General features: G+C 34.5%; 20 protein-coding genes. All 20 read left to right on the top strand.

What is annotated here, in order from left to right; genetic code table 11:
* Window positions 1–4: 4 nt before the first annotated feature.
* The 20 genes from D9R05_RS05075 to D9R05_RS05170 all read left to right on the top strand — a co-directional run bounded on the left by D9R05_RS05075 (window position 5) and on the right by D9R05_RS05170 (window position 19,706).
* On the top strand, window positions 5–634 hold the full coding sequence (locus tag D9R05_RS05075; RefSeq protein WP_121666145.1) for an outer membrane beta-barrel protein: 630 nt from the start codon (window positions 5–7) through the stop codon (window positions 632–634).
* A 58-nt stretch (window positions 635–692) separates the two neighbouring features.
* Entirely contained in the window at window positions 693–2,165 is a 1,473-nt protein-coding gene (locus tag D9R05_RS05080; RefSeq protein ID WP_121666146.1) for a DUF5687 family protein, read from the top strand.
* A 19-nt stretch (window positions 2,166–2,184) separates the two neighbouring features.
* Window positions 2,185–2,880, top strand: a complete 696-nt coding sequence (locus D9R05_RS05085) for an ABC transporter ATP-binding protein (protein ID WP_121666224.1) — start codon at window positions 2,185–2,187, stop codon at window positions 2,878–2,880.
* A 476-nt stretch (window positions 2,881–3,356) separates the two neighbouring features.
* Window positions 3,357–5,930: a type IX secretion system periplasmic lipoprotein PorW/SprE gene (gene porW / locus D9R05_RS05090; RefSeq protein ID WP_240462932.1), complete on the top strand. Its 2,574-nt coding sequence runs from the start codon at window positions 3,357–3,359 to the stop codon at window positions 5,928–5,930.
* Between the two features lie 10 nt (window positions 5,931–5,940).
* Window positions 5,941–6,366, top strand: a complete 426-nt coding sequence (locus D9R05_RS05095) for a bactofilin family protein (RefSeq protein WP_121666147.1) — start codon at window positions 5,941–5,943, stop codon at window positions 6,364–6,366.
* The gene (locus D9R05_RS05100) at window positions 6,317–6,556 is read left to right on the top strand and encodes an AtpZ/AtpI family protein (RefSeq protein ID WP_121666148.1); all 240 of its coding nucleotides are present in this window, start codon (window positions 6,317–6,319) and stop codon (window positions 6,554–6,556) included. The genes D9R05_RS05095 and D9R05_RS05100 overlap by 50 nt, the downstream gene beginning before the upstream one ends.
* Window positions 6,553–6,948 carry a DUF6168 family protein gene (locus D9R05_RS05105; protein ID WP_121666149.1) on the top strand — a complete coding sequence of 132 codons (396 nt, stop codon included), beginning with the start codon at window positions 6,553–6,555 and terminating at the stop codon, window positions 6,946–6,948. Before D9R05_RS05100 ends, D9R05_RS05105 begins: the two co-directional genes overlap by 4 nt.
* Before the next feature lie 108 nt (window positions 6,949–7,056).
* On the top strand, window positions 7,057–8,169 hold the full coding sequence (atpB, locus tag D9R05_RS05110) for a F0F1 ATP synthase subunit A (RefSeq protein ID WP_121666150.1): 1,113 nt from the start codon (window positions 7,057–7,059) through the stop codon (window positions 8,167–8,169).
* Between the two features lie 23 nt (window positions 8,170–8,192).
* Window positions 8,193–8,390 carry an ATP synthase F0 subunit C gene (atpE, locus tag D9R05_RS05115; protein ID WP_121666151.1) on the top strand — a complete coding sequence of 66 codons (198 nt, stop codon included), beginning with the start codon at window positions 8,193–8,195 and terminating at the stop codon, window positions 8,388–8,390.
* 89 nt (window positions 8,391–8,479) lie between these two features.
* Window positions 8,480–8,980: a F0F1 ATP synthase subunit B gene (locus D9R05_RS05120; RefSeq protein ID WP_121666152.1), complete on the top strand. Its 501-nt coding sequence runs from the start codon at window positions 8,480–8,482 to the stop codon at window positions 8,978–8,980.
* A 3-nt stretch (window positions 8,981–8,983) separates the two neighbouring features.
* Entirely contained in the window at window positions 8,984–9,529 is a 546-nt protein-coding gene (gene atpH, locus D9R05_RS05125; protein WP_121666153.1) for an ATP synthase F1 subunit delta, read from the top strand.
* A gap of 48 nt (window positions 9,530–9,577) precedes the next feature.
* On the top strand, window positions 9,578–11,158 hold the full coding sequence (gene atpA, locus D9R05_RS05130; RefSeq protein ID WP_121666154.1) for a F0F1 ATP synthase subunit alpha: 1,581 nt from the start codon (window positions 9,578–9,580) through the stop codon (window positions 11,156–11,158).
* A gap of 68 nt (window positions 11,159–11,226) precedes the next feature.
* Window positions 11,227–12,093 (top strand): ATP synthase F1 subunit gamma, encoded by an 867-nt coding sequence (atpG, locus tag D9R05_RS05135; RefSeq protein ID WP_121666155.1) that lies wholly within the window; start codon window positions 11,227–11,229, stop codon window positions 12,091–12,093.
* A 286-nt stretch (window positions 12,094–12,379) separates the two neighbouring features.
* Complete coding sequence (locus D9R05_RS05140; protein ID WP_121666156.1) at window positions 12,380–13,807, top strand: oligosaccharide flippase family protein; 1,428 nt, start codon at window positions 12,380–12,382, stop codon at window positions 13,805–13,807.
* Window positions 13,808–13,811: 4 nt separating this feature from the next.
* The gene (gene dut, locus D9R05_RS05145) at window positions 13,812–14,243 is read left to right on the top strand and encodes a dUTP diphosphatase (protein WP_121666157.1); all 432 of its coding nucleotides are present in this window, start codon (window positions 13,812–13,814) and stop codon (window positions 14,241–14,243) included.
* A 37-nt stretch (window positions 14,244–14,280) separates the two neighbouring features.
* Window positions 14,281–15,297: a sugar phosphate nucleotidyltransferase gene (locus D9R05_RS05150; protein WP_121666158.1), complete on the top strand. Its 1,017-nt coding sequence runs from the start codon at window positions 14,281–14,283 to the stop codon at window positions 15,295–15,297.
* A 102-nt stretch (window positions 15,298–15,399) separates the two neighbouring features.
* Complete coding sequence (locus D9R05_RS05155) at window positions 15,400–16,707, top strand: tetratricopeptide repeat protein (protein ID WP_162984909.1); 1,308 nt, start codon at window positions 15,400–15,402, stop codon at window positions 16,705–16,707.
* A gap of 1 nt (window position 16,708) precedes the next feature.
* The gene (locus tag D9R05_RS05160) at window positions 16,709–17,497 is read left to right on the top strand and encodes a DUF4292 domain-containing protein (RefSeq protein ID WP_394340556.1); all 789 of its coding nucleotides are present in this window, start codon (window positions 16,709–16,711) and stop codon (window positions 17,495–17,497) included.
* Complete coding sequence (locus tag D9R05_RS05165) at window positions 17,494–18,717, top strand: murein hydrolase activator EnvC family protein (RefSeq protein WP_121666160.1); 1,224 nt, start codon at window positions 17,494–17,496, stop codon at window positions 18,715–18,717. Before D9R05_RS05160 ends, D9R05_RS05165 begins: the two co-directional genes overlap by 4 nt.
* Before the next feature lie 161 nt (window positions 18,718–18,878).
* Window positions 18,879–19,706, top strand: a complete 828-nt coding sequence (locus D9R05_RS05170; protein WP_121666161.1) for an alpha/beta fold hydrolase — start codon at window positions 18,879–18,881, stop codon at window positions 19,704–19,706.
* Window positions 19,707–19,792: the final 86 nt, after the last annotated feature.

Below are 19,792 nucleotides of genomic sequence, written 5' to 3' on the forward strand. Positions count from 1 at the left end.
AGGAATGAGAAAAAACGTTTTATTCAGTAAAAAACAGTTTTGCGCTCTTATTTTTTGCTTAAGCTGTAGCCTATCTTTTGCTCAAGATTTTTCTTATGGATTTTTATTAGGCGGTGTAGCGAAAAATATAACAAGTACGAATGAAGATTTTAAAACTTATAGCTCTAGAACTTGGCCGAAGGTGACAAAATTTCCATTAAGCATCGGTTTGTATGGCGATTATAAATTTTCAGAAAAAGCAGGTTTACTTACCAACCTTTTTTATTCAGAAACAGCAGATGGATATGAAAATTACACTTCAAGAAAAGCAAGTATAAATCTACAACCGCTTATTAAGTTTGATGTTAACGGAGAGTACAATAAAGGTTTTTATGTACTTGGCGGAGCAAGAAGCACGTATGTTTTAAACAGAGATTTAGAAGATAATTGGAAACCGGACGAGCGAGATGAGGTGATCAGCGATTTTTATAAGCCTCTTAATTTTGGTGTAAATCTTGGTTTCGGTTTTTCTATTGGTAAATATATAGGCTTTCAAGTAATAGGAGATTATGGCTTTGCCATGTTAGAAGAGTATAAAACCAATACCATTGGTGCCTACGGAAATATTTACTTAAAACTGGATCAACTATTTTAGTAAAGCTTGTAACAAAATCATAAAAATATATACTAACCCGGTAACCTAATCTAACAGTATGTTTAAACGATTTTTATCTTTAGAGTGGAAACAGTTCTCGCGTTCCTCCTATTTTCAGAAAGGCCTAGCTATAAAAATTTTACTCATTTTTGCCGCACTTTATTTTGGCGGAAGCTTTCTAGTATTAGGGACTACTGCATTTTTTATTTTAGAAGATGTTTTTCCGGGGCAAGATCCGCTTAATGTAGTTAATAATTACTTGATATTTTGGTTTTTAATCGATATGGCGTACCGGTATTTTATGCAGCAATTGCCGGTCATGAATATAAAACCTTATATGATTATCCCCATAAAAAGAGAAACCGTTATTCATTATTTATTAGGAAAAACTACGGTCTCTTTTTTTAATTTTTTACCGCTATTTTTCTTTCTTCCATTTAGCATCGTATTGTTATTTCAAGGATATGCACCAATACAAGTAATTGCTTGGTTTTTTTCGATGTTGTTTTTTACCTTATCTATAAACTACCTTAATTTCTTATTGAATAAAAACGACAAGATTTTCTATACAATTTTGACGATTTTGGTTGCCGGAGTAGCCATAGAATATTATAACATTTATCCATTAGCCGAAAAAGCCGGAATATTTTTCAATACCATTTACGAAAAGTGGTATGCGGTTTTAATTCCTCTGTTGCTGATGGTTTTATTATACCGAAAAACCTATAGTTTTATTAGAAAAGGATTTTATTTGGATGCTGAAATATCTAAAAAAACCGAAACCGTAAAAACCTCAGAGTTGAATTGGTTAAATCGTTTTGGTAGAATAGCACCATTTCTTAAAAATGATGTCCGGATGATCATGCGGAATAAACGCCCAAAACAAGTGCTTTTCATGTCTGGTTTATTTCTTTTTTATGGATTAATTTTCTATACCCAAGAAACTTACCAAAATATGCCTGCATTTTTAGCCTTTGCATCTATGTTTGTAACCGGTGGTTTTTTAATGTCCTTTGGGCAATTGGTGCCGTCTTGGGATAGCGAATATTATAAATTATTAATGAGTCAAAATATTCCTTACCGAGAATATTTAGAATCAAAATGGTTGCTTATGGTGGTTGCGGTGCTCATTTCTTTTGTATTAAGCACGCCTTATATTTATTTTGGCTGGGATATTTTTGGAATGATCGCTGCCGGAGCTTTATTTAATGTTGGTTTAAATTCATTTATAACATTGTATGGAGGCGTTTTAAACCGCGTGCCGATGGAATTAAACGTAAAAGCAAAAGCCTTTAGCAATACACAAGGTTTTAATCCTACACAATTACTTATTGCTTTGCCTAAAATCTTTGGGCCAATGCTTATTTTCTACATTCCTTACAAACTTATCAATTTTGAAGCTGGAATTATTTTCCTAGCCTTGTGTGGACTTGCAGGAATAGTTTTCAAAAACTTTTTCCTGAATAAAATTGAAAAGATTTATCAAAAAAATAAGTACAAAACCATCGCCGCTTTTGATGAAAAAGCCTAATTCAACTAAAACAAGAAAAATGATTCACGTAAATAATCTTAGCAAATCTTATAACGGGACCACGGTTCTTCATATAGACAATTTAGAAATTCCAAAAGGACAAAGTTTTGGATTGGTTGGAAATAATGGGGCCGGAAAAACAACATTTTTCAGCTTATTGCTAGATCTTATTCAGCCTTCTTCAGGAAATATTACCAATAATGAAGTCATTGTAAATGAAAGCGAAGCCTGGAAACCCTTTACCTCTTCTTTTATTGATGAAAGTTTTTTAATAGGTTATTTAACGGCCGAAGAATATTTCTATTTTATTGGCGAATTACGGGGTCAGAACAAATCTGATGTAGATAAATTACTGGCAAAATTTGAAGACTTTTTTCATGGAGAAATTCTTCAGCAAAAAAAATACCTGAGAGATTTATCAAAAGGAAATCAGAAAAAAGCAGGAATCGTAGCCGCACTTATCGGTAATCCAGACGTAATTATTTTAGACGAACCTTTTGCCAATTTAGACCCAACCACACAAATCCGCTTAAAGCAACTTATTAAAGAATTAGCAAGCGAAAAAAATATCACTATACTTATTTCTAGTCACGACTTAATTCACGTAACCGAAGTTTGCGAGCGTATTGTGGTTTTAGATAAAGGCGAAACCGTAAAAGACATCAAAACCAGCGAAGCAACTTTACAAGAATTAGAAGCTTATTTTTCGAGGTAATTCATTATTCATGATCGATTAAAATAATAGAATACTACGCTCTTAGAAAATAGATTTTTGGTTATTATAATTTAAAAGCTAATAAAAAAGGGGTTGTTTAGAAATATTAATAAAACGTAATTCTGAATATATTCCGATAACTAAAGAATCTCACCTCATTGAAATACAAATCAATAGGAGAACCTGAATCAAAGTTCAGGTTGACAGCTTTAGACATTTAAGATAGCCTCAACAAATTTTAGCCATCATAAAATTACTGCAAACCAATCTAAAACTCAAAGTTTTCAGCTAGTTATTTTTAGTCCTACTTCTTGTTTCATACAGCGCAGCGGTCTTGATTCTTTAATTAGACATTAATGATACAAAAATCCTATTTTATCGTATTTTTTAAGCGCTTTTTCTTAAAAGAAATGTATTTTTACCCGCAATCATACTAAAAAAAGGATTACGCAGTTATTCTTTACAAGAAGATGTTAATGAGTTTGAAGAATTACAAATCAGCTACTTACGCAAAAATAATACTTATCTTTGTTGCTATACTTTCTATTGCGGCTTGCTCCAGAAAGAAAAACAAATGGGTAAATCGTAACTTTCACGCCATGGGGGCTTATTATAATATCATTTATAATGGGCAATTAGCGCTAGAAGAAGGGCAGGCACAGTTACAGCAAGATTATCAAGATAATTATTGGGAGATTCTTCCGGTAGAGCGCATGCAAATTACCAAAAAAGACCCTACCGATACCACGCAGCAAAACCCAAAATTTCAACGTGCCGAAGAAAAAGCAACCAAAGCAATTCAAAAACACAATATGCTTATTGCGGGAACCGAATATAATCCGCAAATGGATAAAGCTTTTATTTTATTAGGAAAAGCGCGCTATTTCGATCAACGTTTTTTTCCGGCTTTAGAATCCTTTAATTATATTTTAACCAATTATAAAGAAAGTGATCAATTGGTTACGGCAAAAATATGGCGCGAAAAAACCTATATGCGCATGGATAATAATGAGTTGGCGCTGCAAAACTTAAAAGAATTATTCAAACAAAATTTAGACTTTGAAGAAAAAGACCGCGTTGAAGCGAACGCTGCAATGGCACAAGCCTATTTAAATCTAGGGGAAATTGAAATGGCAATTCCTAACCTCGATACGGCTATAAAGTATACGCGCTCTAATGAACAAAAAGGACGCCTTTTATTTATTAAAGGACAAATTTATGATCGCTTAGATCAACAGGATAGTGCCAATGTTTCATTTGACAGAGTTATAGAGCTCAACCGAAAATCGCCGCGCGTTTATATGATAAACGCTTATATGGAAAAGGCGAAAAATTTTGATATTGATGAAGGAGATCATATCGCTTTTCAAGAGTTGATGACCGAAATGAAGGAAGATCGTGAAAACCGACCATTTTTAGACATCATTTATTATCAATTTGGGCAGTATTACAAAAAGACAGATACCGTACCAAAAGCAGTATATTATTACAATAAGTCACTTCGTACCAATACACAAGATGAGTATTTGCGTTCTCGAAATTACCTTACCTTAGGCAATATCAATTTTGATTATGCAGAATATAAAGAAGCTGGTGCTTATTATGATAGTACGCTTACCAATTTACCGGAAAATACACGAGAATACCGTGCTATTCGTAAAAAAAGACAAAATTTAGACGATGTAATTTTATATGAGGATATAGCGCAAAAAAACGATAGTATTCTTCGTTTAGTTGCCATGCCAGAAGCCGAGCGTCAAGCTTATTTCGGAAAAATAGCAGACAGTCTTAAAACCATTGCTATAACCGAAGCTGAAAAAGCAGATAAAGGCGTAGCACAAAATACCGGAACGGGAAATTTATTTGGAAAACAACAAAGTCAGATAGGAAGTCAGCAATCTGCAGGAGAGTTTTATTTTTATAATAAAACACAAGCCGACTATGGGGTACAAGAGTTTAGATCGCTTTGGGGAAATATAGAATTAGCAGATAATTGGCGTTATGATCCCAAATCTAAAAATGGAAGTGACGAAGAAGCAGCTCCTAAAAAGAATGATTTAATTGCAAAGATTAATCAAGACCCCAAGTATGATCCACAAACTTATATTGATGAAATCCCGACAGATCAGCAATTAATTGACAGTCTTTCGGATGAGCGAAATTTCGCTTATTATCAATTGGGAATTATTTATAAGGAAAAATTCAAGGAGTACGATTTGGCGACAGATAAGCTGGAAAAACTACTAAAAAATGATCCTGAAGAACGTTTAATTCTTCCTTCAAAATATAACTTATATAAAATTTACACGACTACAGGAAATACAGAAAAAGCCAACCAGTGGAAACAAAATATCTTAACCAATCATCCGGATTCGCGTTATGCCACAATTCTTAAAAATCCGCGGGGTTTACTAAACCAAGAAAACAGTCCCGAGGCTGTGTACACCAGCATTTATCGTAAATTTCAACAAGAGCAATACCAAGAAGTTATTGCTGATAGTAAAAAATACATTACAGAATTTACCGGCTTAGATATTGTACCAAAATTTGAATTGTTAAAAGCTACTGCAGAAGGGCGTTATTATGGGTTTGAAGCATATAAAAAAGGCTTAAATTATGTTGCGTTAAATTATCCGCAAAGTGAAGAAGGAAAGCGTGCCGAAGATATTGTTTCCAATTCGTTACCCGATTTAGAGCAAAAGCAATTTCAACCGGATACACCAGAAGACAGCTATAAATTAGTCTATCCGTTTTCTTTAGAAAATAAAGAGGAAATGAAACTTGTGAAACAAAAAGTAGATACCGCTTTAGTAGATTTCGGCTTTGAAAATTTACGAAGCTCTATCGATTTTTATACGCCTGAAAAAACCTTTATAACCATTCACGGGTTCTCTTCAAAACTAGGAGCTATAGGATTTGGTGATAAGTTAAAGGAGGAAGAGGAGTATGAAATTGAACACGATAATTTTGGAATTTCCATGACAAATTACGAAATTATACAAGTTCATAAAAATTTAGCCGAATACCTAAAACAAGAAAAAGTAGAATAAAATTTACGCAATGTTTTCAGAAAATAAAAAAAGTCGTCAGTCAGGAGAAGCGAGTAAAGAACAGAATAAAATTTCTCAAGGAACTTTAATAAAGGGAGATATAGAGGCAAAGGGTAGCTTTAGAATAGAAGGTACAATTGAAGGTACCTTAAAAACCCCAGGGAAAGTAGTTCTAGGGAAAACAGGAGTTATAAAAGGAGATGTAGAATGCGAACATGCCGATTTTGAAGGAAGTTTCTCTGGAAATTTAACCGTCAAAGAAACCTTGAGCTTACGAAGTTCTGCGCATATTGAAGGCGAGGTAATTACCGGTAAATTAGCAATAGAACCCGGAGCAACATTTAATGCAACTTGCCAGATGAAAGGTGGCGTAAAATCGCTAAAAGATGAGCGAAGAAAAGAAAAACAACAATCCCAAGAAGGACAAACCGCTTAAAAATTGGGCGGTATTATCGGGTATCGCCATTCAAATGGGGGTAACTATTTTTCTATTTGCTTGGGGCGGAAAAAAGATAGATGAAAAATACCCGCATGAAAATGATTGGTTTACTATTTTAGGAGTAATTTTTGGGGTCGCTATCTCACTTTATGCCGTGTTAAAACAACTCAAACAACTTAATAAATGAAGATAAAACAGGTTGCCTTCCAATTTACGGGAGTTCTTTTTTTATTAACAGGCTTAACTTATCTCGGACATCAATATCTTATCAATAAAGATGATCAAGTTCTGCAAAAGCTGATTGATTTCAGTTATAAATTTAACGTCGGGATTACTTTACTTTTTACAATCACCATATTTTTATTAAGTCAAAAACTTAAAGATCAGCTTGGTTTTGTATTTATGGTGGGAAGTTTTATTAAAATAGCCCTTTTCTTATTATGGCTAAAGACCTCCGCAATTTCAGTTGATAAATCAACTTATATGCATTTTTTTATTCCTTATTTTCTTTGTTTAATTGTTGAAATATTTTATGTGAGTAAAATTTTAAGGAATATTAATTTCCAGAATGACAATTAATTAGGCTTCTTTTCAATAAAAAAAAACTTATTAACCAATTCGTGTTATTTTTTAAGTTTTAATTATGTACATTTGCACCGAAATTTAAAGACTGAAATTTTACCTGAAATGCAAAAGGGAAACATAGTTAAGATTTTATTATTCTGTTTAGTTGCGTCAATTTCTTTTTCGGGGAATGCAAACGACCCACAAGAACATCAAGCAGAAGGTGGGACTCCTCACATCGATACCAAAACCGAAGTTCAAAATTATATCGATCATCACTTGCAAGATGCTTACGATTTTACATTATGGACAGATAGTGAAACTGGAGAGCATGTTGGTTTTCCGTTACCGGTAATTTTAATTGATGAAGGTTTGAAAATTTTCTCTTCTTCTCGTTTTCACCACGGAGAAAGTGTAGCTGAGGTTGAAGGAAATTATTATAAAATCCACCATAATACTATTTACAAAACAAACGTTGCTGGCGATTTAAGTTTTGATGAAGAGCATCACGCTACAAATGAGAAACCGTTAGATTTTTCAATCACTAAAAACGTATTCACAATTTTACTTACGTGTATATTGTTGTTTTTATTGTTTGGTTCATTAGCCAGATCGTATAGACATAAAGAAATTCCCACTGGAATAGGTAGAGTTTTAGAACCATTGGTTTTGTATGTTCGCGACGATATTGCAATTCCTAATATCGGGGAGAAAAAGTACAGAAAGTTTATGGGCTTTTTGTTAACCGTATTCTTCTTTGTGTGGGTTTTAAACCTTTTAGGAATGACACCACTTGGGGTAAATGTTACAGGTAATATTGCTATTACAGCTTGTTTAGCATTATTCACTTATTTAATTACACAATTTAGTGGAACTAAAGATTATTGGAAGCATATTTTTTGGATGCCTGGTGTGCCAATCCTTATGAAAATTATTCTTATTCCAATAGAATTATTAGGAACCTTAACAAAGCCATTTGCACTTATGGTACGTTTGTTTGCTAATATTACCGCTGGTCACGTTGTTATTATGAGCTTAATCGCTTTAATATTTGTGACTGACAATTTAGTAATGGATGGACCTATTTCAATATTTTTGACATTATTTATTTCAGTTATAGAATTATTAGTCGCCTTTTTACAGGCATATATATTTACTATGTTATCTGCGTTATTCATCGGTCTTGCAGTAGAAGAGCACGATCACGAACATTCAGAAACAAACGAAATTGTTTAATTATTAATTATAAATTTTAGATTATGGAAACTTTAGATCTAGCAATGGTTGGAGCTGGCTTAATTGTGATTGGTGCAGGACTTGGTCTTGGAAAAATCGGTGGTTCAGCTATGGAAGCAATCGCACGTCAACCAGAAGCATCTGGGAAAGTTCAAACCGCGATGATTATTATCGCTGCGTTATTGGAAGGTTTAGCATTTGCTGCTTTAATCCTTGCATAAGAATTAAACAAAAACAAAACCCTGTAGCGGTTGGCTACAGGGAATTGTTTTTTCATTTGAAAATTTATAGTTAAGAAAGAAATCAACTGATGGAAAAGTTAATTCAAGATTTTGCATACGGACTGTTTTTTTGGCAAGCTTTAATATTATTAGTTTTAATATTTTTGCTTAGAAAATATGCTTGGAGACCCGTATTAGATTCATTAGACAAACGTGAAGAAGGGATAAAAGATGCTTTACAATCTGCAGAAAATGCACGTAAAGAGATGGAGAACCTTCAAGCAGATAATGAAAAGCTTTTAAGAGAAGCTCGCGAAGAGCGTGATAGCATTATCAAAGAAGCACGTCAAATCAAAGAAAAAATGATTTCCGATGCCTCTACGGAAGCAGAAGAAAAAGCTAATAACATTATTGTCAAAGCTCAAGAAACAATTAAAACAGAAAAGCAAGCTGCCGTTGCTGAAATTAAAGCACAAGTAGCAAACTTATCTATTGAAATTGCTGAAAAAGTAGTTCAAAAAGAGCTTGATAATAAAGAAGACCAAATGAAATTGGTCGATGGAATGCTGGATAACGTTAAGTTAAACTAAACCATGGCAAACACAAGAGCAGCAAATCGTTACGCAAAAGCATTGCTTGATTTAGCACAAGAGCAAAATCAGGCAGAAGCCGTTTTTGCTGATATAAAGCAAATACATGCAACACTTACACAAAGTAAAGACTTGCGTAATGTTTTAAAAAGTCCGGTGATTAAGCCTACTGCAAAACACAATGTTGTAAAAGCTATTTTTACAGAGGCAAATCCGGTAACTCAAAATTTATTTAGAATATTAATTGAAAACAATCGAATTAATATTTTAGAAACAGTTGTAGCAAGTTACGTAGCACATTACAATAAGCTAAATAACATTAAAGCTGCTACTGTTACTACAGCCGAAGCTTTAACACCGGCAATGGAGGAAAAAGTTCTGGCTAAAGTAAAAGAATTAACAGGAAGCAAAGCAAGCTTAAAAAATATAGTAGATCAATCTATTTTAGGTGGGTTTATTTTACGTGTAGACGATGTGCAATATGATGCAAGCGTTTCGGGTAAATTAAATGACTTACGCAATAGATTTAAGAATAACGCATACGTTTAATTTAAATAAAAACGACACGCTAAACGTGTCACTTTATAATAACTAATTATGGCAGAAGTGAATCCTGCTGAAGTTTCAGCAATTTTAAAGCAACAACTATCAGGTTTTGAAGCTAAAGCTTCATTAGACGAAGTAGGTACAGTATTAAGCGTAGGAGATGGTATCGCGAGTGTATACGGTCTTTCTAACGCAGAGTACGGAGAACTTGTTGAATTTGAAGGCGGTCTTCAAGGAATGGTTCTTAACTTAGAAGAAGACAACGTTGGAGTTGTATTGTTAGGACCTTCAAAAGGCATTAAGGAAGGTGATACCGCTAAACGTACGCAACAAATTGCATCTATCAATGTAGGTGAAGGAATTGTTGGGCGTGTAGTAAATACATTAGGTCAACCAATCGATGGTAAAGGAGCAATTTCTGGAGAGACAATTGCTATGCCACTAGAGCGTAAAGCTCCTGGGGTTATTTATCGTGAGCCTGTTGCTCAGCCACTTCAGACCGGAATTAAATCTATTGATGCCTTAGTACCGGTAGGTAGAGGGCAACGTGAGTTGGTAATTGGTGACCGTCAAACAGGGAAAACAACTGTTTGTATTGATACGATTCTTAATCAAAAAGAATTTTATGACAGAGGAGAACCGGTTTACTGTATTTACGTAGCAATTGGGCAAAAAGCCTCTACAGTTGCAGGAATCGCAAAAACTTTAGAAGATAAAGGTGCTTTAGATTATACTACTATTGTTGCGGCTAACGCATCAGATCCTGCACCAATGCAGGTATATGCGCCGTTTGCCGGAGCTGCTATTGGAGAATATTTTAGAGATACTGGACGTCCTGCATTAATTATTTATGATGATTTATCCAAACAAGCGGTAGCTTACCGTGAGGTTTCATTGTTATTACGTCGTCCACCGGGTCGTGAAGCATATCCTGGAGATGTATTCTACTTACACTCAAGATTATTAGAACGTTCTGCAAAAGTTATCAATGACGATACGATTGCAAAAGATATGAACGACCTTCCAGATTCGTTGAAGGATAAAGTTAAAGGTGGTGGTTCATTAACGGCATTACCAATTATTGAAACACAAGCGGGAGACGTTTCAGCATATATCCCAACCAACGTAATTTCTATTACTGATGGTCAGATTTTCTTAACGTCAGATTTATTTAACTCAGGGGTTCGTCCGGCAATTAACGTAGGTATTTCGGTATCGCGTGTGGGTGGATCTGCACAGATTAAATCGATGAAGAAAGTTGCGGGTACCTTGAAGTTAGATCAAGCACAATTCCGTGAATTAGAAGCGTTTGCAAAGTTTGGTTCAGATTTAGATGCAGCAACCTTGAGTACCATTGAAAAAGGTAAACGTAATGTTGAAATTTTGAAACAAGCACAAAACGATCCATATCCGGTAGAAAACCAAATTGCGATTGTTTATGCAGGTTCTAAAAACTTATTGAGAGATGTTCCTGTTAATAAAGTTAAAGAATTTGAAGCTGATTATTTAGAATATTTAAATGCAAAGCATAGAGATACCTTAGATACGTTAAAGTCAGGAAAATTAACTGATGATAGTTTAGAGGTGTTAACTAATGCAGCAAAAGAAATTTCAGCAAAATATAAAAAATAGATTTGAGAGATAAGTAGTGAGAAGGACTTCTTCTTACTACTTAATTCTCATTACTCATTACTAACAACATGGCAAACTTAAAAGAATTACGAAGCAGAATTACATCGGTTTCTTCAACCATGCAGATTACCAGTGCCATGAAAATGGTTTCTGCTGCGAAGTTGAGTAAAGCACAAGATGCAATTACTGCTATGCGTCCTTATTCTGAAAAATTAAGTGAACTTCTTCAGAATTTAAGTGCCACTTTAGAAGAAGGAAGTGAAAGTAAACTTGCAGAACAACGAGAAGTAAATAACGTACTTGTAGTTGCAATTTCTTCAAACCGTGGATTAGCCGGTGCCTTTAATACTAATATTATTAAAGGAGTAAAAAAAGCGGTTAATGAGCGTTTTGCCGGAAAAAATATCTCGCTGTATACCATTGGAAAGAAGGCAGATGATATTTTGAAAAAAGATTTTACGGTTGCAAAAAACAACAATGAAATTTTTGATAAGCTTGAGTTTGATGAAGTAGCTGCTATTGCAGAAGATATCATGAAAGCTTTTATGGAGGGTAAATATGATAAAGTAATGTTAGTGTATAACAGCTTTAGAAATGCTGCCACACAAATAGTTACCACAGAGCAATTTTTACCTATCGTACCAATCGATAATGATGGTGATTCTGAGGTGAGCTTAGATTATGATTTTGAACCTGAAAAAGATCAAATTGTAGAAGAGTTAATTCCAAAGTCGTTAAAAATTCAGTTGTTTAAGGCTTTAAGAGACTCTTTTGCTTCTGAACACGGTGCACGTATGACCGCAATGCATAAAGCAACTGATAATGCTACAGAATTGCGCGACAATTTAAAATTACAATACAACAAAGCAAGACAAGCCTCTATTACCAACGAAATCTTAGAAATTGTTGGAGGAGCTGAAGCGTTGAACAATTAGACGAAGCGGTAGCGAAGTCAAATTTCTTCAATTCGAAGCGTTGAACAATTAGACGAAGCGGTAGCGAAGTCAAATTTCTTCAATTCGAAGCGTTGAACAATTAGACGAAGCGGTAGCGAAGTCAAATTTCTTCAATTCGAAGCGTTAAACAATTAGCGACCATCGGGAGCAAATTTTCCCAAAGCGGAAGTTTTGAGGAAAGCGTATTAATTATAATTTAAAAAGCCTTACAATTTGTGGGGCTTTTTTTTGTTGTGTACTTTTATAACTTAATCACGAAAATAGATTGGCAGCACTAAAAAAATTCTTTAAAGACACGGTTATTTATGGGCTAGCAACTGTGCTGCCTAGATTGATGAATATTATTTTGGTGAACTTGCATACCGATACTTTAGAACGAGCAAGCTATTCTGATAACACTTATTTTTATGTATATGCAGCCTTTTTTAATGTATTGTTAACCTATGGAATGGAAACCGCTTTTTTTCGATTTTTCAGTAAATCAGAAAAAAAGGATAGGGTTTTTTCCACTGCATTTATCAGTATTTGTGCTACTACAATTGTTTTAATTGGATTTGCCTTTTTGTTTAATGATGATATCGCTTCCTTTGTAAACTTAAAGCTACACTATTTTAACCTCTTAATCTCTTTACTCGCTTTAGATACCTTGGTGGTTATTCCATTTGCTTATCTACGAGCCACCGGAAGACCCCTAAAATTTATGAGCATAAAGCTTGTTAATTTAGGCATTTATGTAGGCTTAAACTTTTTCTTTCTATGGTTTATTCCTACCTATAAAATTTCTTTTAGTTTTTATCAGCCCACAGATTTGGTTCAATATATTTTTATAGCCAATCTAGCCGCCAGCTTAGTAACATTTTTATTGTTATTGCCCTACTTTTTTAGATTAAAAATACAATTTGATACGGAAATTTTTAAACAGTTATTTAACTATGGGTGGCCCGTTATGGTAGCAGGATTAGCGTATGTGGTTAATGAAAATTTTGATAAATGGCTGTTGCCAGAAATGCTCAATAAAGATATTAATGGAGCTTATAGTGCGTGTTACAAAATAGCCGTATTTATGACTATTTTTATACAGGGCTTTCGCTTAGGAGCCGAACCTTTCTTTTTTAATCACGCGGCAGAAAAAAATGCAAAGGAAACCTATGCGTTTATCATGAAATATTTCGTGATTTTAGGAAGTATAATACTCATCGTTATTAGTGTTTACTTAGACTTTTTTAAACAATTGCTAGTCGATAATCCGGATTATTGGATCGCCATCAACATTGTTCCCATAGTTTTATTGGCTAATTTATGCTTAGGAATTTATTTTAACCTTGCAATTTGGTATAAACTGACCGATAAAACGCGTTACGGAATGTATATTTCTGTAATTGGAGCCTTAGTAACAATTGCTTTTAATTACTTCATGATTCCTAAGATAGGCTTTATGGCTTCCGCTTGGGCTACATTAATTGCTTATGTGGTAATGATGACAATTTCGTATGGACTAGGAAGAAAACATTATCCGGTTCCCTATCCTGTAAAAAGCATTCTGATGTATTTAAGTATTGCTATTTTTATGAGCTTTTTTTCTTATTATCAACTTGACAACAATTTAGTGATCGGAACTGTCTTTCTTTTTATATTTTTGGGGATAATCTATCTGAAGGAAAGAAAAGAAATTATCAAATTGCTACAACCTTAAAAATATGACGATTAAAATCATCAATAAATCCAAGCACGAATTACCGAGTTATGAAACTATTGCTTCAGCCGGTATGGATCTTCGTGCTAACCTAGAAGACAAAATTATCTTAAGTCCGTTAGATCGCGTTATTGTAAAAACAGGTCTTTTTATGGAGCTTCCTGTAGGCTTCGAAGCGCAAGTGAGACCAAGAAGCGGCTTGGCTGCCAAAAAAGGAATCACGGTTTTAAACGCACCGGGAACAATTGATGCCGATTATCGTGGAGAAATCGGAGTTATCTTAGTCAACTTGTCAAAAGAGGCTTTTACCATAAATGATGGCGAACGTATTGCGCAAATGGTGATTGCAAAACACGAACGTGTCGAGTGGCAAGAAGTAGAAACGCTTGAAGAAACCGAACGAGGGGAAGGTGGTTTTGGAAGCACCGGAAAATAAAAAACCAAAAAATTAATGCCTAAAAATTGCTAATCATATGAAAATTATAGTCCCAATGGCGGGTCGTGGTTCTCGACTTCGTCCACATACGTTAACCGTGCCTAAACCTTTAATTCCGGTTGCTGGAGAGCCTATCGTTCATCGCTTGGTAAAAGATATTGCTAGCGTACTAAATCAACCGATAGATGAAGTTGCTTTTATCTTAGGAGATCCTGCATTTTTTGGAGATGATATTGTAGAGAGCTTAAAAGGCTTAGCTAAAAGTTTAAATGCCAAAGTTTCAATTTATCGTCAAGATAAACCTTTGGGTACCGGACACGCAATTATGAGTGCTAAAGAATCACTTTCTGGTCCTGCGGTTGTGGCTTATGCCGACACGCTAATTAAGGCGAATTTCACCTTGGATGAGGAAGCCGATGCGGTAATTTGGACTAAAAAAGTAGCCAATCCCGAAGCTTATGGGGTGGTCAATTTAAATGAAAAAGAAGAAATAATTGAATTGGTTGAAAAACCCACAGAATTTGTAAGCGATCAAGCCGTTATCGGTATATACTATTTTAAAGATATTGCAGTTTTAAAAGAGAAGTTGCAAGAAGTATTAGAAGAAAATTTAATGCATGGCGGCGAATATCAAATTAATGATGGTATTAAAAAAATGATGGCCGACGGTAAAATTTTTACTACAGGAACGGTAGATGAATGGATGGATTGTGGGAATAAAAATGTAACCGTAGAAACCAATGGGAAAATGCTGAATTTCTTAAAGGCTGATGGTGAAAAAACCGTTTCAGATTCTGTAAAGCTGGAGAATTCTGAAATTATTGAGCCTTGCTATATCGGCGAAAATGTAGTGCTAAAAAATTCAACCGTTGGACCAAATGTTTCTATTGGCGATGATAGCATTATTGAAAACAGCAGGTTAAAAAACAGTTTGATTCAAACCAACGCAAGCATTAAAAATGCAACATTAGATAATTCTATGATTGGAAATCACGCTAAATATGATGGCGATTTCAAACAAATAAGCATCGGAGATTATTCTGTTTTGGAATAAAAATTGAACACGGTAAATTGTAATTATACATATTAGTTGAAAAAAAATCAATTCCATAGCATCCTTTTTTGCTTCTTGCTGTTTGCGGGAAGCAAAAGTTTTTTGTTTGCGCAAGAGCAAGATTCCCTAGCCATTGCTAAAAACGAAGTAAGCAAAGATGATTTAGGAAATGTAACCGATAAATTTCAGACCTATTTTTTTGAAGCTTTAAAGCAAAAGGCAATAGAAAATTACGAAAAAGCAATTTCAGCTTTAGAAAAATGTCAAAACTTGCGTCCAGATGAACCCGTTGTTTGGTTTGAGCTCGGTAAAAATTATAAAGCTTTAGAAGATTATACGCAAGCGGCTAATTACTTAACCCGCACCTTAAAAGCAAAACCTTCAGATCAGCAGGTGTTGGTAGAATTATTTGATGTTTATTTTCAAACGCAAAACTATACAGAAGCTATTCAAATAGCTAAAAAGCTGAGCAGTTTTGATGTTAACTATTACGAAGATCTTGCCAATCTTTATTTACTTACCAAAGACTATAAAAATGCGTTAGAAGCCTTAGATGTTATTGATAAAAAACAAGGGCCGAGTGAATACCGTGAAAATTTACGTAGAAAAATTTATGTAGAATCTGACGATGAAAAAGGGCAGATAGCCTATTTAGAAAACAAGATAGAAACCGATCCTGACAATAAGCAAAACTACCTGAACCTGATTTATTTTTACAGTCAAACGGGAAATGTAAAACAAGCCTATCAAGTAGCACAAAAATTGCAACAAATTCATCCGGAAGCTGCGGAAGCACATTTGGCGCTTTATAAGATTTATACAGAGGAGGACAAACTGGAAGAAGCGGTAAACTCCATGGAAATCGTGCTGAACAGCGAAACAATTTCGGCTGACATCAAACAAAAAGTAGTCAAAGACTTTATGGTTTTTGTGCAAAAAAACCCACAATTTGAAGGGCAGTTGGTCAATGTGTTGGGAGAAGAATTAAATTACGGAGAACAATCAAATAAGCAATTGGCAGAGTATTATATTGGAAAAGATAATACAAAAGCCATTCAGTATTTTGAAAAAGCCTTACAAGAAAATTCTTCAGATTTTGAAAGCATAAAAAAACTCTTGTTGCTGCAAATACAGGAACAAAAATATAAAGACGCACTTGCTTTAAGTGAGCGAACGCTGGCGGTTTATCCTACCCAGCCTATAATTTACTTATTGCAAGGTGTTTCTTTTAATAATACAGAACAATATAAAAAAGCTGAAGAAAGTTTGCTAACCGGACTCGATTTTTTAATTGAAAACCCGCAAATGGAAGCCGACTTTTATCAGCAATTAATCATTGCTTTAAAGGCCTTACAAAAAACAGAGGCCTTAAAAAAGTACCAACAAAAAGCAGAAAGTCTAAAAAAATAAAGTGCAGTTGAAAAAACAATTTTTATCATACCTGGGAAGTGTACTATTAATTTTCGTTTTGATTTCTTGCGGAAGTAAAAAAGCAGTTACCGAAAACATAAGAAGCGATGCTAATGCAGCTTCTTTAATTAAGAAGCATCAAAATTCTGAGGTTGATTTTGAAACCTTACAAGGGCGCTTACGCGGAAGTTATGCTACCAAAGACGAAGAGCAATCTATTTCGGTAAGTTTACGCATGGAAAAAGATAAAGTTATCTGGTTAAGCGCAAAACTTGCGGGAATAATTCCGTTAGCAAAAGTAAAAATTACTCCTGAACGTGTACAGTATTATGAAAAAATAAACGGAACTTTTTTTGACGGGGATTTTAGCTTATTGAGCAAATGGTTAGGAACGGCCTTAGATTTTGAAAAAGTACAAAACTTATTAATAGGTCAGGCTATTTACCCACTCTCAGAAGAACCTTATCGCTTAGAAAAAAGTGAACAAGGATTTCGTTTAGCTTCAAAAAATAACGCAGAAATTACAAAATACGTATTGCTAAACCCGATCAATTTTAGGGCAAATGCACAACAATTGGTACGAGAAAAAGAGCAACAAAGTGTGACAATTACCTATCCGGAATATCAGGACATCAATCAAAAAATATTCCCTAAAGAAATTAATATTGTAGTCAATCAGGAAGCAAAAAATACTAACATTACCATTAGTTATAGAAGCTTAGCTTTTAATGAGCCGGTTAGTTTTCCTTTTGAAATTCCTTCTGGCTACAAAGAAATTATTATGGAATGAATATATTAAAACCTCTGCATATTCTACTGGTTTTCCTTTGCTTAGGAATAAGTGCCGTTGGTTTTTCGCAAGTTAAAGAGCGTGAAAAACTAGAACAGGAGCGCATAAGATTACAAAAGCAGATTAAGGAAATCAATACCTTATTAACAAATACCCAAAATAAAGAAAAATCGGTTATTAACGAGGTAGAAGATTTGGATAGGCGTATTCGTACTACCGAAAATTTGATTAAAGTGACTAATCAAGAAGCTAATTTACTAACTCGTGAAATTAACACCAATTTAAATAAGGTTCAAAAGCTCCGCAAGGATCTAGAAAATTTAAAAGAAGATTATGCGAAGATGATTCAGAAATCATACAAAAGCAAATCACAACAAAGTAGAATAATGTTCTTGTTTTCTTCCGAAAGCTTCTTGCAAGCCTATAAGCGCTTGCAATACATGAAGCAGTACACAAATTATAGAAAGGAACAAGGAGAAGAAATAAAAAAGCAAACCCTCGCTTTACAACAGCTCAACAAAGATTTAGCCGAACAGAAAAAAGCTAAAGAACAATTACTTGCAGAAAACAGGGAAACGCGAGAAAAGTTACGAAAAGATAAAGAGCAACAGCAAGAATTAATCGCTTCCATTCAAATCAAAGAAGGGGAAATAGAGCAACAGTTAAAAGCAAAACAAGCTGAAATTGACAAAGTAAATCGTCAGATTGAAGAAGTTATTAGAGCTGCCATTGCCGAAGAGAATAAAAAACGAGGCTCTACGTCTAAAACAGAATTTGCCTTAACTCCCGAAGCTAAAGCATTAGCGGCAGACTTTACAGCTAATAAAGGAAAATTGCCTTGGCCGGTTAGATCTGGGGTATTAACTATGAAATATGGTAGAAACCCTAACCCAATCAGAAAGTCTATTTCCATTATGAGTAACGGCGTTCGTATTCAGACAAATGAGAGCGAGCCGGTAAAAGCTGTTTTTAAAGGTGAAGTTTATAAAATTCAAATCATAAAAGGAGCCAATAAACTTGTTTACATCCGCCATGGAGACTATATGACGGTTTACGGGAATTTAAGCGAAGTAAACGTAAAAGCAGGCGACCCCATAAGTACTGGTCAAATTGTAGGTCGAGTAGGTATTAGTTACTCTACTAAACGCCCTACCCTTAAATTTGTAATTTATAAAAATGCACAAACCTTAGATCCCGCATTATGGATTTATAAAATGTAGACTGAAGATTACGGAATTGTGATTATTGATGCAATCGTTAATTCATAAAATTGATCAGAAGCGGATCATTATCTAACAAATAATTAAGAGCTACTGTTATAGTTTGTTAAGTGCTTTTGAATTATTTTTTTTAGCTATTATCTTTCTAAAAAAAAGATATTATGCCATTTATTACTACCGAAAAAGAGAAAAAAGTTGATATTTTTTATCAAGACCATGGCAAAGGGCAACCTGTGATTTTAATACATGGTTGGCCATTAAGCCATAAAGCATGGGAAGCACAAACCGCAACCTTAGTAGATTCCGGCTACCGGGTAATTTCTTACGATCGAAGAGGTTTTGGTTCTTCTTCTGCGCCTTGGGGCAATTTTGATTATTCTACACTAGCAAAAGATTTGAGAACCCTCATCGTAGAACTTGATTTAAACAATTGCATTATCGTTGGTTTCTCCATGGGTGGAGGAGAAGTTGTTCGTTATTTTACTGACTATGGGAACGACCGTATCGCTAAAGCCGCATTAATTAGTTCCATCATTCCGTTAGTAAAGAAAAAAGAAGATAATCCAAAAGGTGTTCCGGAAGAAGATTTAAAGGGTATTATGAAATCGCTTAAAAGTGATCGAATAGGCTTTTTAAAAGACTTTCATAAAAATTTCTATAATTGCGATCAGCAAAAGGATAACTTGAGTGAAGCGCAGCTAGCATACGATTGGTCTATTGCCGCTCATGCTTCTCCAAATGCAACCATAAAGTGTGCAGAAGCTTGGGCAGAAACCGACTTTAGGTCAGAATTGAAAAATGTCAATGTACCGACCTTAATTGTGCATGGTGCAGCAGACAACATTGTTCCTATTGAAACTGCCGGAGATCAAGCTGCAGAAGGTATTAAAAATAACAGCTATGAAGTCATCGCCAATGCACCTCACGGTTTGAATATTACCCATAAAATAAGCCTTAACGAAAAGCTATTGCATTTTTTTAAAGAATAATGCTACCAAATGAATAGCATCATAATTTTAGGCTGAATAATTATGTAAAAGCATTCGCAAAATAATAGGAAAGTTGAATTTTAAGT

The organism is Mesonia aquimarina, assembly GCF_003667275.1.
Lineage (GTDB): Bacteria > Bacteroidota > Bacteroidia > Flavobacteriales > Flavobacteriaceae > Mesonia > Mesonia aquimarina.

Coding starts and splice junctions, on each gene's coding strand:
- D9R05_RS05075 (WP_121666145.1), top strand. CDS start 5: ATGAGAAAAAACGTTTTATTCAGTAAAAAACAGTTTTGCGCTCTTATT.
- D9R05_RS05080 (WP_121666146.1), top strand. CDS start 693: ATGTTTAAACGATTTTTATCTTTAGAGTGGAAACAGTTCTCGCGTTCC.
- D9R05_RS05085 (WP_121666224.1), top strand. CDS start 2,185: ATGATTCACGTAAATAATCTTAGCAAATCTTATAACGGGACCACGGTT.
- porW (WP_240462932.1), top strand. CDS start 3,357: ATGAGTTTGAAGAATTACAAATCAGCTACTTACGCAAAAATAATACTT.
- D9R05_RS05095 (WP_121666147.1), top strand. CDS start 5,941: ATGTTTTCAGAAAATAAAAAAAGTCGTCAGTCAGGAGAAGCGAGTAAA.
- D9R05_RS05100 (WP_121666148.1), top strand. CDS start 6,317: ATGAGCGAAGAAAAGAAAAACAACAATCCCAAGAAGGACAAACCGCTT.
- D9R05_RS05105 (WP_121666149.1), top strand. CDS start 6,553: ATGAAGATAAAACAGGTTGCCTTCCAATTTACGGGAGTTCTTTTTTTA.
- atpB (WP_121666150.1), top strand. CDS start 7,057: ATGCAAAAGGGAAACATAGTTAAGATTTTATTATTCTGTTTAGTTGCG.
- atpE (WP_121666151.1), top strand. CDS start 8,193: ATGGAAACTTTAGATCTAGCAATGGTTGGAGCTGGCTTAATTGTGATT.
- D9R05_RS05120 (WP_121666152.1), top strand. CDS start 8,480: ATGGAAAAGTTAATTCAAGATTTTGCATACGGACTGTTTTTTTGGCAA.
- atpH (WP_121666153.1), top strand. CDS start 8,984: ATGGCAAACACAAGAGCAGCAAATCGTTACGCAAAAGCATTGCTTGAT.
- atpA (WP_121666154.1), top strand. CDS start 9,578: ATGGCAGAAGTGAATCCTGCTGAAGTTTCAGCAATTTTAAAGCAACAA.
- atpG (WP_121666155.1), top strand. CDS start 11,227: ATGGCAAACTTAAAAGAATTACGAAGCAGAATTACATCGGTTTCTTCA.
- dut (WP_121666157.1), top strand. CDS start 13,812: ATGACGATTAAAATCATCAATAAATCCAAGCACGAATTACCGAGTTAT.
- D9R05_RS05150 (WP_121666158.1), top strand. CDS start 14,281: ATGAAAATTATAGTCCCAATGGCGGGTCGTGGTTCTCGACTTCGTCCA.
- D9R05_RS05165 (WP_121666160.1), top strand. CDS start 17,494: ATGAATATATTAAAACCTCTGCATATTCTACTGGTTTTCCTTTGCTTA.
- D9R05_RS05170 (WP_121666161.1), top strand. CDS start 18,879: ATGCCATTTATTACTACCGAAAAAGAGAAAAAAGTTGATATTTTTTAT.